Annotated in this window: 10 protein-coding genes, 2 tRNA genes and 2 rRNA genes; 3 read left to right on the top strand and 11 right to left on the bottom strand. The window is 59.0% G+C overall.

Annotation, left to right across the window (positions count from 1 at the left end; all coding sequences use genetic code 11):
* Nucleotides 1-31: 31 nt before the first annotated feature.
* From DIE29_RS10480 to DIE29_RS10505, 6 genes are all read right to left on the bottom strand, one after another.
* Nucleotides 32-3,020 (bottom strand): 23S ribosomal RNA (locus DIE29_RS10480).
* 320 nt (nucleotides 3,021-3,340) lie between these two features.
* Nucleotides 3,341-3,416, bottom strand: a tRNA-Ala gene (locus DIE29_RS10485).
* A gap of 19 nt (nucleotides 3,417-3,435) precedes the next feature.
* Nucleotides 3,436-3,512: transfer RNA gene (locus tag DIE29_RS10490), tRNA-Ile, on the bottom strand.
* An 87-nt stretch (nucleotides 3,513-3,599) separates the two neighbouring features.
* Nucleotides 3,600-5,135 (bottom strand): 16S ribosomal RNA (locus DIE29_RS10495).
* Together the 16S and 23S rRNA genes with 2 tRNA genes alongside form the textbook arrangement of a ribosomal RNA operon.
* A 318-nt stretch (nucleotides 5,136-5,453) precedes the next feature.
* Nucleotides 5,454-6,227 (bottom strand): helix-turn-helix domain-containing protein, encoded by a 774-nt coding sequence (locus DIE29_RS10500; RefSeq protein WP_108080420.1) that lies wholly within the window; start codon nucleotides 6,225-6,227, stop codon nucleotides 5,454-5,456.
* A 174-nt stretch (nucleotides 6,228-6,401) separates the two neighbouring features.
* Nucleotides 6,402-7,637: a hypothetical protein gene (locus DIE29_RS10505; RefSeq protein ID WP_162860619.1), complete on the bottom strand. Its 1,236-nt coding sequence runs from the start codon at nucleotides 7,635-7,637 to the stop codon at nucleotides 6,402-6,404.
* Nucleotides 7,638-7,963: 326 nt separating this feature from the next.
* Between DIE29_RS10505 and DIE29_RS10510 the strand changes: the two genes are divergently transcribed.
* Both DIE29_RS10510 and DIE29_RS10515 read left to right on the top strand, forming a co-directional pair.
* Complete coding sequence (locus DIE29_RS10510) at nucleotides 7,964-8,758, top strand: thymidylate synthase (RefSeq protein ID WP_114649849.1); 795 nt, start codon at nucleotides 7,964-7,966, stop codon at nucleotides 8,756-8,758.
* On the top strand, nucleotides 8,755-9,282 hold the full coding sequence (locus tag DIE29_RS10515; RefSeq protein WP_114649850.1) for a dihydrofolate reductase: 528 nt from the start codon (nucleotides 8,755-8,757) through the stop codon (nucleotides 9,280-9,282). Before DIE29_RS10510 ends, DIE29_RS10515 begins: the two co-directional genes overlap by 4 nt.
* A gap of 108 nt (nucleotides 9,283-9,390) precedes the next feature.
* On the opposite strand, the gene ppa is transcribed toward DIE29_RS10515, so the two are convergent.
* The 3 genes from ppa to DIE29_RS10530 form a co-directional block, all read right to left on the bottom strand.
* Nucleotides 9,391-9,921, bottom strand: coding sequence for an inorganic diphosphatase (gene ppa / locus DIE29_RS10520; RefSeq protein WP_102042667.1), 531 nt, complete (start codon nucleotides 9,919-9,921; stop codon nucleotides 9,391-9,393).
* A 175-nt stretch (nucleotides 9,922-10,096) separates the two neighbouring features.
* Nucleotides 10,097-10,306 carry a heavy-metal-associated domain-containing protein gene (locus DIE29_RS10525; protein WP_114649851.1) on the bottom strand — a complete coding sequence of 70 codons (210 nt, stop codon included), beginning with the start codon at nucleotides 10,304-10,306 and terminating at the stop codon, nucleotides 10,097-10,099.
* A gap of 37 nt (nucleotides 10,307-10,343) precedes the next feature.
* Nucleotides 10,344-12,749, bottom strand: a complete 2,406-nt coding sequence (locus DIE29_RS10530; RefSeq protein ID WP_205409726.1) for a heavy metal translocating P-type ATPase — start codon at nucleotides 12,747-12,749, stop codon at nucleotides 10,344-10,346.
* A 138-nt stretch (nucleotides 12,750-12,887) separates the two neighbouring features.
* Here DIE29_RS10530 and DIE29_RS10535 point away from each other — a divergent pair, with 138 nt between their 5' ends.
* Nucleotides 12,888-13,277, top strand: coding sequence for a MerR family transcriptional regulator (locus DIE29_RS10535; RefSeq protein WP_237269442.1), 390 nt, complete (start codon nucleotides 12,888-12,890; stop codon nucleotides 13,275-13,277).
* A 9-nt stretch (nucleotides 13,278-13,286) separates the two neighbouring features.
* On the opposite strand, the gene DIE29_RS10540 is transcribed toward DIE29_RS10535, so the two are convergent.
* Both DIE29_RS10540 and hemN read right to left on the bottom strand, forming a co-directional pair.
* Nucleotides 13,287-13,988: a sulfite exporter TauE/SafE family protein gene (locus DIE29_RS10540; protein ID WP_114649853.1), complete on the bottom strand. Its 702-nt coding sequence runs from the start codon at nucleotides 13,986-13,988 to the stop codon at nucleotides 13,287-13,289.
* A gap of 56 nt (nucleotides 13,989-14,044) precedes the next feature.
* Entirely contained in the window at nucleotides 14,045-15,436 is a 1,392-nt protein-coding gene (gene hemN / locus DIE29_RS10545; protein WP_114650313.1) for an oxygen-independent coproporphyrinogen III oxidase, read from the bottom strand.
* Between the last annotated feature and the right edge of the window lie 86 nt (nucleotides 15,437-15,522).

The raw sequence follows: 15,522 nt of genomic DNA on the forward strand, positions 1-15,522 counted from the left end.
TTGAGTTCTGTGCGTTGTTTTACAAGGTTATAGGATCAAGCCTCACGGGCAATTAGTATCGGTTAGCTGAACGTGTTGCCACGCTTACACACCCGACCTATCAACGTTGTGGTCTTCAACGACCCTTTAGGGGGCTTGTAGCCCCGGGGAAGTCTCATCTTGAGGCGAGTTTCCCGCTTAGATGCTTTCAGCGGTTATCTCTTCCGCACATAGCTACCCGGCGATGCGACTGGCGTCACAACCGGTACACCAGCGGTGCGTCCACTCCGGTCCTCTCGTACTAGGAGCAGGTCCTCTCAAACTTCCAGCGCCCACGGCAGATAGGGACCAAACTGTCTCACGACGTTTTAAACCCAGCTCACGTACCACTTTAAATGGCGAACAGCCATACCCTTGGGACCGGCTACAGCCCCAGGATGTGATGAGCCGACATCGAGGTGCCAAACTCCGCCGTCGATGTGAACTCTTGGGCGGAATCAGCCTGTTATCCCCAGAGTACCTTTTATCCGTTGAGCGATGGCCCTTCCATACAGAACCACCGGATCACTATGACCTGCTTTCGCACCTGCTCGACTTGTCGGTCTCGCAGTCAAGCCGCCTTTTGCCATTGCACTATCAGTACGATGTCCGACCGTACCTAGGCGACCTTCGTACTCCTCCGTTACCTTTTGGGAGGAGACCGCCCCAGTCAAACTGCCTGCCATGCACGGTCCCCGACCCGGATTCACGGGCCTGGGTTAGAACCTCAACGACACCAGGGTGGTATTTCAAGGACGGCTCCACGAGAACTGGCGTTCCCGCTTCATAGCCTCCCACCTATCCTACACAAGTCCCGTCAAAGTCCAATGCAAAGCTACAGTAAAGGTTCATGGGGTCTTTCCGTCTTGCCGCGGGGAGATTGCATCTTCACAAACATTTCAACTTCGCTGAGTCTCAGGAGGAGACAGTGTGGCCATCGTTACGCCATTCGTGCAGGTCGGAACTTACCCGACAAGGAATTTCGCTACCTTAGGACCGTTATAGTTACGGCCGCCGTTTACCGGGGCTTCGATCAAGAGCTTATCACCCCATCACTTAACCTTCCGGCACCGGGCAGGCGTCACACCCTATACGTCATCTTTCGATTTTGCAGAGTGCTGTGTTTTTAATAAACAGTCGCAGCCACCGATTCTCTGCGGCCCCTTCGCCCTTCGGATGTACTCCTACAAGCTAATGGGGCATACCTTCTCCCGAAGTTACGGTATCAATTTGCCGAGTTCCTTCTCCTGAGTTCTCTCAAGCGCCTTGGTATTTTCAACCTGCCCACCTGTGTCGGTTTGCGGTACGGTCGACTCTAGACTGAAGCTTAGAGGCTTTTCCTGGAAGCAGGGTATCGACCACTTCGTCTCACAAGGAGACTCGTCATCACGCCTCAGCTCAGCCCCGCGGATTTGCCTACGGGGCACGCCTACACGCTTAAACCGGGACGTCCAACACCCGGCTGGCCTAACCTTCTCCGTCCCCCCATCGCATCTAGAACCGGTACAGGAATATTGACCTGTTTCCCATCGACTACGCATTTCTGCCTCGCCTTAGGGGCCGACTCACCCTGCGCCGATGAACGTTGCGCAGGAAACCTTGGGCTTTCGGCGAGGGAGCTTTTCACTCCCTTTATCGCTACTCATGTCAGCATTCGCACTTCCGATACCTCCAGCATCCCTTACGAGACACCTTCGCAGGCTTACGGAACGCTCCCCTACCATGTGTCAAGGACACATCCGCAGCTTCGGTTCATGGCTTGAGCCCCGTTACATCTTCCGCGCAGGACGACTCGACTAGTGAGCTATTACGCTTTCTTTAAAGGGTGGCTGCTTCTAAGCCAACCTCCTAGCTGTCTGGGCCTTCCCACCTCGTTTGCCACTTAGCCATGCATTGGGGACCTTAGCTGGCGGTCTGGGTTGTTTCCCTCTCGACAACGGACGTTAGCACCCATTGTCTGTCTGCCGTATATCACTTTGCGGTATTCGGAGTTTGCTATCGCGGGGTAGATCGCAATGACCCCCCCAACGATTACAGTGCTCTACCCCCGCAAGTGTCCGTACGACGCACTACCTAAATAGTTTTCGGGGAGAACCAGCTATTTCCGGATTTGTTTAGCCTTTCACCCCTATCCACAGCTCATCCCCTAACTTTTCAACGTTAGTGGGTTCGGACCTCCAGTACCTGTTACGGCACCTTCATCCTGGCCATGGATAGATCATCCGGTTTCGGGTCTACGCCATGCGACTCATTCGCCCTTATCAGACTCGGTTTCCCTACGCCTCCCCTATTCGGTTAAGCTCGCCACATAACGTAAGTCGCTGACCCATTATACAAAAGGTACGCAGTCACCCCTGCACAAAGAACCCTACGGGTTCTTTGCCTGCACAAATCTATTTCACTTGTGTTCTTTTGACTCGGCCTGCGGCCTCGTCGAAAGAACCCGAAGATGCTTTGTGCAGGGGCTCCCACTGTTTGTATGCATGCGGTTTCAGGTTCTATTTCACTCCCCTCCCGGGGTTCTTTTCGCCTTTCCCTCACGGTACTGGTTCACTATCGGTCGATCACGAGTATTTAGCCTTGGAGGATGGTCCCCCCATCTTCAGACAGGATTTCACGTGTCCCGCCCTACTTGTCGCACGCTCAGACCCGCCAACGGCTTTTCGCATACGGGGCTATCACCCTATATTGCCGGACTTTCCAGACCGTTTTGCTAAGCCGATGGTTTAGTCGTGCAGGCTCTTCCGCGTTCGCTCGCCACTACTGACGGAATCTCGGTTGATTTCTTTTCCTCGAGCTACTTAGATGTTTCAGTTCACTCGGTTCGCTTCCGCTGGCCTATGGATTCAGCCAGGGATACTCCTTGCGGAGTGGGTTTCCCCATTCGGACATCGCGGGATCAAAGCTTCATTGCCAGCTCCCCCACGCTTTTCGCAGGCTTGCACGTCCTTCATCGCCTGTGATCGCCAAGGCATCCACCCCATGCACTTAGTCGCTTGATCCTATAACCTTGGAGCCTTTGTCGAAGGCTCTTCTGGCGCTAGGCTCAGAACTCGTTTGTGCGCCGAGCCGCGCCGCTGGTTCGCACACGCGCGCTCGACTGTTGGTTATGCAATCACAACCCATGCACCCGGCCACTGACATACCCAGCCGGGCGCACGCACTACTACTTATCCACTTTGTTAAAGAGCGAACCTCTACGAATGAATGCTTCGTAAGGAGTGAAGCCTTCTCCAACCAAAATCGCTTCGGGCGAACAACGCTTCACGCCTCACTCAGGTGATCGACACACGCCGATTGACCGCAGAACTGCCTGATCGACTGGTGGAGCTGGTCGGGATCGAACCGACGACCCTCGGCTTGCAAAGCCGATGCTCTCCCAGCTGAGCTACAGCCCCTTGTCTTGCCGGCAAGCTTTGGTGGGTCTGGTTGGGTTCGAACCAACGACCCCCGCCTTATCAAGACGGTGCTCTAACCAGCTGAGCTACAGACCCGCAGATTTCTCTCGTGTGTTGCGAGGCTCATGCCTTTGAACAACCGATAAGCTGTGGATACTTGAGCGATGCGATGTCGTTCTCTTGAAAGGAGGTGATCCAGCCGCACCTTCCGATACGGCTACCTTGTTACGACTTCACCCCAGTCATGAATCTCACCGTGGTAAGCGCCCTCCCGAAGGTTAAGCTACCTACTTCTGGTGAAACCCACTCCCATGGTGTGACGGGCGGTGTGTACAAGACCCGGGAACGTATTCACCGCGACATGCTGATCCGCGATTACTAGCGATTCCGACTTCACGCAGTCGAGTTGCAGACTGCGATCCGGACTACGATCGGCTTTCTGGGATTGGCTCCGCCTCGCGGCTTGGCAACCCTTTGTACCGACCATTGTATGACGTGTGAAGCCCTACCCATAAGGGCCATGAGGACTTGACGTCATCCCCACCTTCCTCCGGTTTGTCACCGGCAGTCCCACTAAAGTGCCCAACTCAATGATGGCAATTAGTGGCAAGGGTTGCGCTCGTTGCGGGACTTAACCCAACATCTCACGACACGAGCTGACGACAGCCATGCAGCACCTGTGTCCAGGCTCCCGAAGGCACTCTCGGCTCTCACCAAGATTCCTGGCATGTCAAGGGTAGGTAAGGTTTTTCGCGTTGCATCGAATTAATCCACATCATCCACCGCTTGTGCGGGTCCCCGTCAATTCCTTTGAGTTTTAACCTTGCGGCCGTACTCCCCAGGCGGTCAACTTCACGCGTTAGCTGCGTCACTCAGTGCGTTACCGCTCCGAACGACTAGTTGACATCGTTTAGGGCGTGGACTACCAGGGTATCTAATCCTGTTTGCTCCCCACGCTTTCGTGCATGAGCGTCAGTACAGGCCCAGGGGGCTGCCTTCGCCATCGGTGTTCCTCCACATCTCTACGCATTTCACTGCTACACGTGGAATTCCACCCCCCTCTGCCGTACTCTAGCCTGCCAGTCACAAGCGCAGTTCCCAGGTTAAGCCCGGGGATTTCACACCTGTCTTAGCAAACCGCCTGCGCACGCTTTACGCCCAGTAATTCCGATTAACGCTCGCACCCTACGTATTACCGCGGCTGCTGGCACGTAGTTAGCCGGTGCTTCTTCTGTCGGTACCGTCAGCAACAGGCTATGTTAGAGCCCGCCTTTTCTTCCCGACTGAAAGAGCTTTACAACCCGAAGGCCTTCTTCACTCACGCGGCATGGCTGGATCAGGCTTGCGCCCATTGTCCAAAATTCCCCACTGCTGCCTCCCGTAGGAGTCTGGGCCGTGTCTCAGTCCCAGTGTGGCTGATCATCCTCTCAGACCAGCTACGGATCGTCGCCTTGGTGAGCCTTTACCTCACCAACTAGCTAATCCGACATCGGCCGCTCCAATGGCGTGAGGTCCGAAGATCCCCCACTTTCCCCCTCAGGGCGTATGCGGTATTAATCCGGCTTTCGCCGAGCTATCCCCCACCACTGGGTACGTTCCGATGCATTACTCACCCGTTCGCCACTCGCCGGCAGGCCGAAGCCCCCGCTGCCGTTCGACTTGCATGTGTAAAGCATGCCGCCAGCGTTCAATCTGAGCCAGGATCAAACTCTTAAGTTCAATCCAACAAAGCACTCAAAATCATCACTGACTTCGCGAGCACTTGAATCTCGATGAAACCCTTCCCAGCAAAAAGCTAGAAAGTCATCGCAACAACCCAAGCACCCACACTTATCGGTTGTTCAAATTTTTAAAGAACCGCTGCAAAAGCAGCGAAGAAGCGAGATTGTGAAGCAAACCACTTACTTCGTCAACCCCTTCCGGCAACCTCTTCATTCATCTATCGCCGAAAGAGCCGCTTCACCCCCCCCCGCACCGACCGCCAATCCAGCGCTCAGCGCGAAAGAGCCGCGCATTATAAAAGGCAAAAAAACGATGTCAACAGGGTGTATGCGTCCAGTACCTTTGACACTCGGGTTGATGTTGGATGAGGAAGGATAGCGGAGATTTTTGACCGAGGGCGTGGTGAGGTCGCTCGGCGTGGGCGTTCATTTTGGGCGTCTTGGGGTAGGCGTGCCAGCGCTGGATGCGGTGCAGCTTGAGGAGGCGATCGAAGTCGCCCTCGAACTCGCCGCCGTTATCGGATAGCAGCGTCTTGGGGGTTGGGGCAGCACAGTCAGGCCCCACTGCAGGGCGCGGGCGGTGTGTCGGGCATGGGTTGCGTCGTAAGGGTTTGCGTTGGCCAAGGCTGTTCAGGCGCGCCAGTGTCTGGCGCATCTTGTCGGGCGCACGGGCAATGATGCGGCCGAGGGTGGAGACGCTGGCAAGCGTGATGCCGTGCTGGACGCACCACGGGGCAAGCAGCACGTCGAGCTTGGCTTTGCCCAGCTTGGGGTAGAGGGTGCGCAGCCGCCGGTTCTCGGCCACCAGGCGCGCATCGGTTTGGGGCGTTCTGCGCTGCTTGGGAGCGCTAGACTGGGCCGCCAGCGCCGCAGGGTTTCCGCCTTGGGCCTTGAGGGTCGCCTTCCAGCGGTAGAGCGTGCGGCTCGACACGCCAAAGGCATCGAGGGTGGCTTCAAGTCCGTGTTCGTCGAGAAAATGCAGGATTTGCAGTCTTCGTTGGGCATCTTGGGGCGTCATGTCCCAACGACGCCCCAAACCGGCTATCCGGTAAAACCCCCGAGCGCCGTATCCGATGTGCTGTACTCGCATGGCCTCTCTCCCAGGTCACAGGAGTGCCAAAGGTTTATGAGCTTATGCACAGAAGGTGATAGCGGTAGTACTGCAATAGCGGCGTCTCGCACGGGCATTTTCCCCAAACGCAGATGTGTCCAACGGTTGTGCTATCTGATCTGCCCCACGTCAGCCTGGCCACGGGAATTTACATCACATGACTTGATAGACTCTGAGTTCGAAGTCATAACCTGACGCACTGGCATCGAGCGGCTTCAGCTTATGAACGGTACCGTGGTGGCTGATGAATAGCGCGCCGGCTGCAGGAAGTTTTCCTGGTTCGGCTAGGATGCGCGCGGCTTCACCCTTGAGTAACGGGTCGCAAAGCAGCACGTCGTGGGCAGCCCGACCATCATCGGCCGAGACAAAGATTGGCCGCTGGGAGATGGTTTCGACGCCGACCAACAAGCCATTTTCGGTTGCGCGCATGCGCCGGACGATACCAAGATGCCACACTTCTTCATGGGTTTCGCTTGACTGAAGACCGACCAGGTCACCCAGGTAGATCTGCTCGCGCTCGGCCGGCGGTACCAGTGCAGCCAAGCCGCAGCGGCTGGCGTTCTGCAGCTGCCACAGGCTGTTGTCGTCCTGCAGGTTGCCAGCCAATAGCGCACGGACACGACCGAAGCCGCGCACGACTTTTAGCGCTCCACCCAGCTGATGACGACGATATCGCCTCACCGGCGGTGAATCGGACCATAGACGCAACAGTATTTGGAGCGCCACCACAAGCTGGGCGACATCGGCGGCGCCTGCCAGGCCGGGCGGCACTACACCGTCCGCGACCTGACTCGAGAAACCCGAAAGGATCACGCAAGCGTCTGCCGCCACAAAAGTGAGCGCTCCGTTTTCCGGTTGCTCGACGCGCACCAGGCGCCTGGGCGGTTTGCCAGCGGCAGGATCGAATAGATATCGGCCCGCCGCCGTTGCGCCCGACGCGAGCGTAAGGAAGGGTATGGCGAGTCCGATCAGACTGTCGATTGCGGAGACCGCTGCGGGCGGCACTTGGTCAAATCCGGCGCTGTAGTATGCTAGGGCGCGCAGACACTCGCGGGCGGCGGGGCCGGAGCCATGCGTACGAAGCCAGATGTCACCGATTCTACGCCATAGCTGACGATGCTCCGGGACGCACGACTGTAGTTCCCATCGAAGACGCTGAGCTGCCGCGCCCGCTAGCCTGACATCGACTTCAGTGCGCAGATCTTCAGGCAAATCGACCCGATCACTCAGATCGCCGTATAACTCCAGCAAGATACCGAACACATGACAAGCCTGCTCGGCGAAGCTGCGCCAAAGTGTCACGCCGTGCACAGGCAAGCGTGCGGCGTCGGTAATGGCCGCCGCGACCGCCACGCGCGCGTCGGTTTCGAGTTGGGCAATCAGCGCCAACCGAGCGGCCAGGGGTAGCCGGTCGGGCGTGCGCAACCCATCCAGCGCGGTAATGGTCGCCTTGAGTCCTGCCATCGCATCCCGTGCGCTTGGCACGACACCCAAGGCTCGCGGCGTCGACCGCGACTCTTCGAGATTACTCACTGCATCGAGTCCGGATGACAGCATGCCCTCCTCCTTGCCACAAAGTTGGCGCAACGACACCGTGTACAACAGGCGCCAGCCAGTTCTGCTGACAAGGCAGGAATTGTCACGCTGTCAAATTGGCAGCTTAGCACAGGCGGTCCGGGCTAGAATCGGCGTTTCGACCGCAGGGGACATCATTCATGCGCCAATATCTCGAACTCATGCAGCATGTGCTTGAACACGGCCACCGCAAAACCGACCGCACCGGTACCGGTACGCTATCGGTGTTCGGCTGGCAGATGCGCTTCAACTTGGCCGATGGTTTCCCATTGCTGACGACCAAAAAATTGCATACCCGCTCGATCATCCATGAGCTACTGTGGTTTCTGAAAGGCGACACGAACATCCGTTATCTCAAGGAAAACGGGGTATCGATCTGGGACGAATGGGCAGACTCAAACGGCGACCTCGGTCCGGTCTATGGCAAGCAGTGGCGTCATTGGGAGGCGGCCGACGGACGCGTGATCGACCAAATCGCGCAAGTGGTAGAGAGCCTGCGGCGCAACCCTGATTCCCGCCGTCACGTGGTTTCGGCCTGGAATCCCGGAGACGTGAACGACATGGCTTTGCCGCCTTGCCATGCGCTGTTCCAGTTCTACGTGGCAGACGGCCGCCTGTCTTGCCAGCTCTATCAGCGTAGCGCCGACATCTTTCTGGGCGTGCCGTTCAATATTGCTTCCTATGCACTACTAACGATGATGATGGCGCAGGTATGCGATTACGACGTCGGCGACTTTGTGTGGACCGGTGGCGACTGCCATTTGTATTTGAATCATATTGAGCAAGCCCGCCTGCAACTGACGCGCCAGCCGCGAGCACTGCCAACGATGCGGCTCAACCCGGCGATCAAAGATATCTTTGCTTTTCGTTATGAAGATTTTACCCTCGAAGGCTACGACCCTCACCCACACATCAAGGCTGAGGTGGCGGTATGAGCCGGCGACCAGAGGTGATCCTGATTGCAGCGGTCGCACGCAATGGTGTCATCGGGCGCGAAAACGCACTACCTTGGCGGCTCAAAGCCGACCTCGCCCATTTCAAGGCCGTCACCCTCGGGCATCCGGTTTTGATGGGTCGGAAAACCTGGGAGTCACTCGGACGCCCGCTGCCTGGGCGGCGCAACCTGGTGGTGACCCGCAATCCAGACTGGCGTGCCGCGGGTGCAGAAAACTTCACCAGCCCAGAGCAAGCACTGGCAGCAGTATACGGTGCTGAAAAACTGTTTGTGATTGGCGGCGCCGAACTCTACCGCCAAATGATCGGGCATGCTGACACGATCATGCTCACTGAAGTCTGGGCGGACGTTGACGGAGACACACGTTTTCCGGACTACGACCGCAATTGCTTCGAAGAAGTGGCGCGCGAAGCGCATTACGCAGATGCAAGCAACGAATTCGATTTCGACTTCGTGACCTACCGCCGTCTTCGGCCGCAGCCTAGTCCTTTGGCCGCGACTTAGCCTGTCTGCCTACATGTGCAGCACAGACGGGCTCAAACCGGCGACGCCGCAGGACAAAAAGCGTCATCAACGCCTGTTTTTCGCGCGGGGGCCGGGGTTAGGAAAAGATTACTTCTTAGCGGCGTTGGCCAGCCCGTCGGTGATTTCCTTGCGAGCCTCGTCCACCGACCCCCAGCCCAACACCTTGACCCATTTGCCCGGTTCGAGATCCTTGTAGTGCTCAAAGAAATGCACGGTCTGCTTCATAAGCAGGTCAGGCAGGTCGTCGATGGTTTGTACCTTGTCGTACAAGGGCGTGAGTTTGGACACCGGCACCGCCACCACTTTGGCGTCTACGCCGGATTCGTCCTCCATCTTCAGCACGCCGACCGGGCGGCAGCGGATCACCACCCCCGGCAGGAGCGGAAAGGGGGTGACGACCAGCACGTCGACCGGGTCACCGTCGCCGGCAATCGTGTGCGGAACGTAGCCGTAGTTGATCGGATAGCGCATCGAAGTGCCCATAAAGCGGTCGACGAAAACTGCGCCGCTGTCTTTGTCCACCTCGAACTTGATCGGATCGGCCTGCGCCGGAATCTCGATGATGACGTTGATATCGTTCGGCACATCCTTACCGGCGGGGACGTTTTCGAATCCCATTACACAACCCTCCCATGGAAAAAGTGGGGGAAATTATAAGGGAAAGTACGTATCACTTAGCACCCATGGCATCGGGAAGATTGTGAGAACTGTATGCTTGCTCGTGGCGGGGCAGCCCCGGTGGGTCTCTTTACCAATGCGCCGCAGCGCCACGCACCGTTGTGCATGGCAAAACTCAGGCCGGAGAATCGAAACCAGCCGCCTCGACTGCCGCGCGCATCTGCTCAGGCGTGACCTGCGCCGGATCATAACGAACCCGCGCACAGGCGCCATCGAGCGACACCTCTACTTCGCTCACGCCGGGCAGGGCCTTGAGCACGCCCGTCACATTGCGCACGCAGCCGCCACAGCTCATGCCTTCCACTTTGATTGTCACTTCATTCATCGGATTCACTCCAGCCATTGGAAACTTCCGCGCAAAACTATCGGCCGGCTCGCCAGCGGCGCAGCAGCAGCGAGTTACTGACGACCGACACCGAACTCATCGCCATCGCCGCACCGGCAACCACCGGATTGAGAAAGCCAAAGGCCGCAAGCGGGATGCCAAGCACGTTGTAAATGAAAGCAAAAAACAGGTTTTGGCGAATTTTTGCCAGCGTGACGCGCGACAGGTCGATCGCGTCGGCCACCGCATCCAGACTGTTACGCACCAGCGTGATGTCGGCCGCCTCCACCGCAACATCGGCGCCGACGCCGATGGCAAAGGATACATCCGCGGCCGCCAGCGCCGGCGCGTCGTTGATGCCATCTCCGGCCATACCCACCAGTCTGCCATGGCTGCCCAGCGCCTTGACCGCGGCCGCTTTGTCGCCCGGCAGCACGCCTGCACGATAGTCCTCGATGCCCAACTGCGCGGCAATCGCCGCTGCCGTTGCCGCATGATCGCCGGTCAACATGACAACATCGATCCCACGTGCTCGCAAACGCGCCACCGCGCGGGCTGAATCCTCACGCAGTTGATCGGCCACCCCTAATACTCCGGCAAAAACGCCATCGACCGCCACCGCCACCAGCGTGCGCCCAGCGGCTGCCAAACGGTCGCAGAAGCCTTCTGGCACCGCCACCCCGCGCTCGACAAGAAAGTTCGGGGCGCCCAGCACCACGAGGCGCCCGCCCACGGACCCTTCCACCCCTTGACCGCCGAAGCTACGAACCGCCTCCACCGCGGGCAACTCCAAGCCCTCGGCCTGTGCGCAGGCCAGTACCGCGCGCGCAATTGGATGGGCGCTGCCCTGCTCGACCGCTGCCGCTATGTTCAGCAGCGCCGTCGCCATCCAGCCCGCGGCCGGCAGCACATCGGTGACGGTCGGCTCCCCACGCGTCAAAGTGCCGGTTTTATCCACCGCAAGCACGCCGATCTTGCCGGCCAGTTCTAGCGCCTCGGCGTTTTTCACCAACATGCCCGCACGCGCACCCAGTCCAGTGCCCACCATGATCGCCGTAGGCGTCGCCAGCCCGAGCGCGCATGGACAAGCAATTACCAGCACCGCCACAGCATTGATCAAAGCCTGGGCAAAATCGCCCGACCACAGCCACCAACCGGCGAGCGTGAGCAGCGCGAGCCCCACGACAACCGGCACGAACACCGCCGAGATACGGTCAGCCAAACGTTGTACCGGTGCTTTGGAACCTTGCGCCTGGGCAACCATACGGATGATGCCGGCCAATAGCGTGGACGCACCGACCCCAGTCGCTTGGCAACGCAACAGCCCCTCGCCATTGAGCGTGGCGGCAAACACCTTGTCGCCCACCGACTTGTCGACCGGCAGGCTTTCCCCGGAGAGCATGGCTTCGTTCACCGCGGAGTTGCCTGACAGCACCACGCCGTCGACCGGGATCGAGTCGCCCGGACGAACCACGAACACGTCGCCGGGACGCACGGCGGCCACCGGCAGCTCGACGAGTTGTCCGTCGCGCTCGATGCGCGCCCTCTTCGGTTGCAGACGCATCAGCGCATCCAAGGCCGCGCCGGTGCGCGCCTTGGCGCGGGCCTCCAAAAGCTTGCCGAGTAGCACCAGGGTGATGATCATCGCCGAGGCTTCAAAGTACACATGCTGGTCGTGTAAACCAAACACGGTCACCGCGGTGCTGAACAGCCAGGCCATGCTGGTGCCCAAGGCTACCAACACGTCCATGTTGGCCCCGCCGCCGCGCAGCGATGCCCAGGCGCCGCGGTAGAACCGTGCGCCAATCCAGAACTGCACCGGCGTGGCGAGCAGCCACTGCAGCCAGCGCGGAATGACGTCGTGATGCGCATCGCCCATCCAACCAACGCCCAACATCGCCGGCATTTGCGCGGCCAAGGGCAAAGTCAGCAGCACCGCAATCCAGAGCATGCGCACATCGCGCCGCCAGATCTCGGCGTGGCGGGCGCGCGCCTGCTCGCGGGCATCCAGCCCGGCCTCGACTGCGCCGAACCCGGCCTTCGCGACGGCGTCTATCATTCGTTGCGGATCGATCATGCCAGGGAAATAGCGCAACACCGCCCGCTCGCTGGCGAAATTGACCACCGCTTCTACCCCGGGCAGGCGGTTGAGCACCTTTTCCAACCGGGTGGCGCAGGCGGCGCAGCTCATGCCGGAAATCGAAAGCTCGAGCTGCTCTGGCGGCACCTCGAATCCCGCCTTGTGGATGGCCTCGATCACCGTCTGCATTGCGGTTTCTCCAGACAGGCGTAGCTGAGCACGCTCTGCCGCAAAATTCACGCGGGCCTCCACGCCCGGCAGGCGGTTGAGCACTTTTTCGATGCGAGTCGCGCAAGCCACGCAGGTCATGCCGGCAATCGGAAGTTCGACCGTGGTGGTATCGGTGGATGTGCGCTCGTTCATATTGAATCCGCTTGCACAGGCGATATCGATGATGGCAGTCTAGACCCCGTACCAAGGTACGGAGTCAACCCCCTGATGAATACACCTAGATCCCGCCCTCCCCTGCCCTCGCGCCCTGCGACAACCGCGGAAGCCGGCTTGACCATAGGTCGCTTGGCTGCGGCCGCCGGAGTTGGTGTCGAGACCGTGCGCTACTACCAGCGCCGCGGCTTAATCGGTGCGCCAAGCGGCCGCCATGGCGCGTTTGGTGTATACGACGCGCAGACGCTATACCGTCTGCGTTTCATTCGTCGCGCCCAAACCCTGGGGTTCAGCCTGGATGAAATCGCAGGTCTGCTGGCGCTGGACGAGGAACGCGATCGCAACACCGCGCGAGCACTCGCTCAGGCCAAGATCGACGACATCGAGCACCGCATCCACCAACTACAAACGATGCGCAGCGCGCTTGTAAGCTTGGTGCATTGCTGCGAACACACCGAGGCGCCGGCCCCCTGTCCTATTCTGCGGGCTTTGGACGGAGCGCACTGAAGGCCCGGTTCAGCAAACCACGCCATTCCATAATTTGCCGCCGAGCGAAGGCGCATGGAACAAGCCGAATACGCCAAAACCCAGCACCATCAGGCCGGCCGCAAAACGCACCTTGCCGTTGCGGGTGATGTCGCGAAAGCGCTTGAACAATAGACCGGCAAGCAGCAAATTGGGTAGCGTGCCAAGGCCAAAGGCGAGCATCAACCCCGCACCCCGTACCGCCGAACCGGTCACCAACGCGGTGGCCAGCACGCTGTAGACCAGTCCGCAAGGTAAAAACCCCCACAGCAGCCCGAGCGGGTAGCCCTGCGCCACCGAGCGCGCGGGCAGAAAGCGCCGGGTAAAAGGCTGAACACGCCGCCAAATATGATGGCCGGCGCGCTCGATGGGCGCCAGCAACTGGGTAAATCCAGTCAGATACAAACCCAGGGCAACCAGCATTAAATTAGCCAGCACGTACAGCCCCAACTGAATGGGCATCACCTCGTTGTAGAGCATGCCCACGGTGCCGAGCGCACCGAGCAGACCACCGACCACGGTGTAGGTGGTGATACGCCCAAGGTTGTACGCCAGATGGATCGGCCATTGCCGGCGGGTCTGACCGGGCACTTGCACAGTGAGCGCGCCGACAATGCCGCCACACATCCCCACACAGTGGGTACCGCCGAGCAGGCCGATAAGGAAGACGGCAATGTAGCCGGTTTCAGGCATTTGGAAGAGCTGTAAGCTGCGTCAAAGCGAACATTCTACGCCGCGCGCGGGCCCCATCAGATCACTTTGGAGTAACGTGCCCGTTCGCGGTCGGCGCGCAGGTAGCGGTCGAACACCATGGCGATACCACGCACCAATAGCCGCCCTGCAGGCAGCACGCTGATCCAGTCGTCCTCGATCTTGAGCAGGCCGGCTTTCTCCATCTCGCGCAAGTCGGCGAGTTCGGCTGCGAAGTATTCCTTAAAGTCGATCAAGTGGGCGATCTGGATGGACTCGATCGACAGCTCGAAATGGCACATCAGCGCCTGAATGATTGCGCGGCGCAGCAGGTCATCGGCAGTCAACTCGATGCCGCGCAGCACCGGCAGCTCGTCCTGGTCGAGAATGTCGTAATACTCGTCCAACGTCTTGACGTTTTGCGCATAGGTGGGGCCGACCTTGGCGATTGCAGAGACGCCGAAGGCCAGCAGGTCACACTCGGCGTGGGTGGAATAGCCCTGGAAATTACGGTGCAGACGCCCCTGGCGCTGAGCAACGGTAAGTTCATCGTCCGGCTTGGCGAAGTGATCCATGCCGATGTACACATAGCCCGCCTCGGTGAGCCGGCGGATGGCCAGTTGCAGAATCTGCAGCTTGGTGTCCGCAGTGGGCATATCCACCGAGTTGATGCGCCGCTGCGGTTTGAACAACTGCGGCAAGTGCGCGTAGCTGTATAGCGAAATACGGTCGGGGGAAATCTCCAGCACCTGCTCCAGCGTGCGATTGAAGCTGATGATGTTCTGCTTGGGCAGGCCGTAGATCAGGTCCATGGACACCGACTTGAAGCCAGTGGCGCGCGCAGCATCGACCACCAACTTAGTCTCATCGAAGCTTTGCACGCGGTTGACCGCCACCTGCACGTCGTGGGCGAAATCCTGCACGCCTACGCTCATGCGGTTGAAGCCAAGGTCAGAGAGCAATTCGACGGTATCGAAGTCCACCTTGCGCGGATCGACCTCGATGGAGTATTCGCCGTTGGGTACCAGCGTGAAGTGCTGGCGTACCGAGTCCATCAATTGGTGCAGTTCCTCGTGCGACAGAAAGGTGGGCGTACCCCCTCCCAGATGCAACTGGGCAACCTGCCGACTGCCGCCCAAACAGGCGGCCTGCATACCGATTTCCTTGGCCAGGTACTTGAGATATTTGGCCGAGCGCCCGTGATCTTTGGTGATGATCTTGTTGCAGGCGCAGTAGTAACAGATCGTGTTACAGAAAGGGATGTGGAAGTATAATGAGAGCGGTTTGCCAAGACCGCCCACTGCCCGCTTCGCAAGCCAATCACGCAAAGCTCTGGCGTCAAAGGCTTCGACAAAGCGATCCGCCGTCGGGTAAGACGTGTAGCGCGGCCCGTTGATGTCGAAGCGGCGGATCAACTGGGTGTCGAAGACGAGTTCTTTCTGAGTGCTCATGGTCATACGGGGCGGCAGTCTGTTCCGTAAGATCGCAGAAAGCCTTGGTTTTGTGGTTGACGTGGATCAACGTCGCGCCGTTGATT

Origin of the sequence: Pseudothauera hydrothermalis (assembly GCF_003345255.1) — a bacterium.
In the GTDB taxonomy this organism is placed as follows: Bacteria; Pseudomonadota; Gammaproteobacteria; order Burkholderiales; family Rhodocyclaceae; genus Pseudothauera; species Pseudothauera hydrothermalis.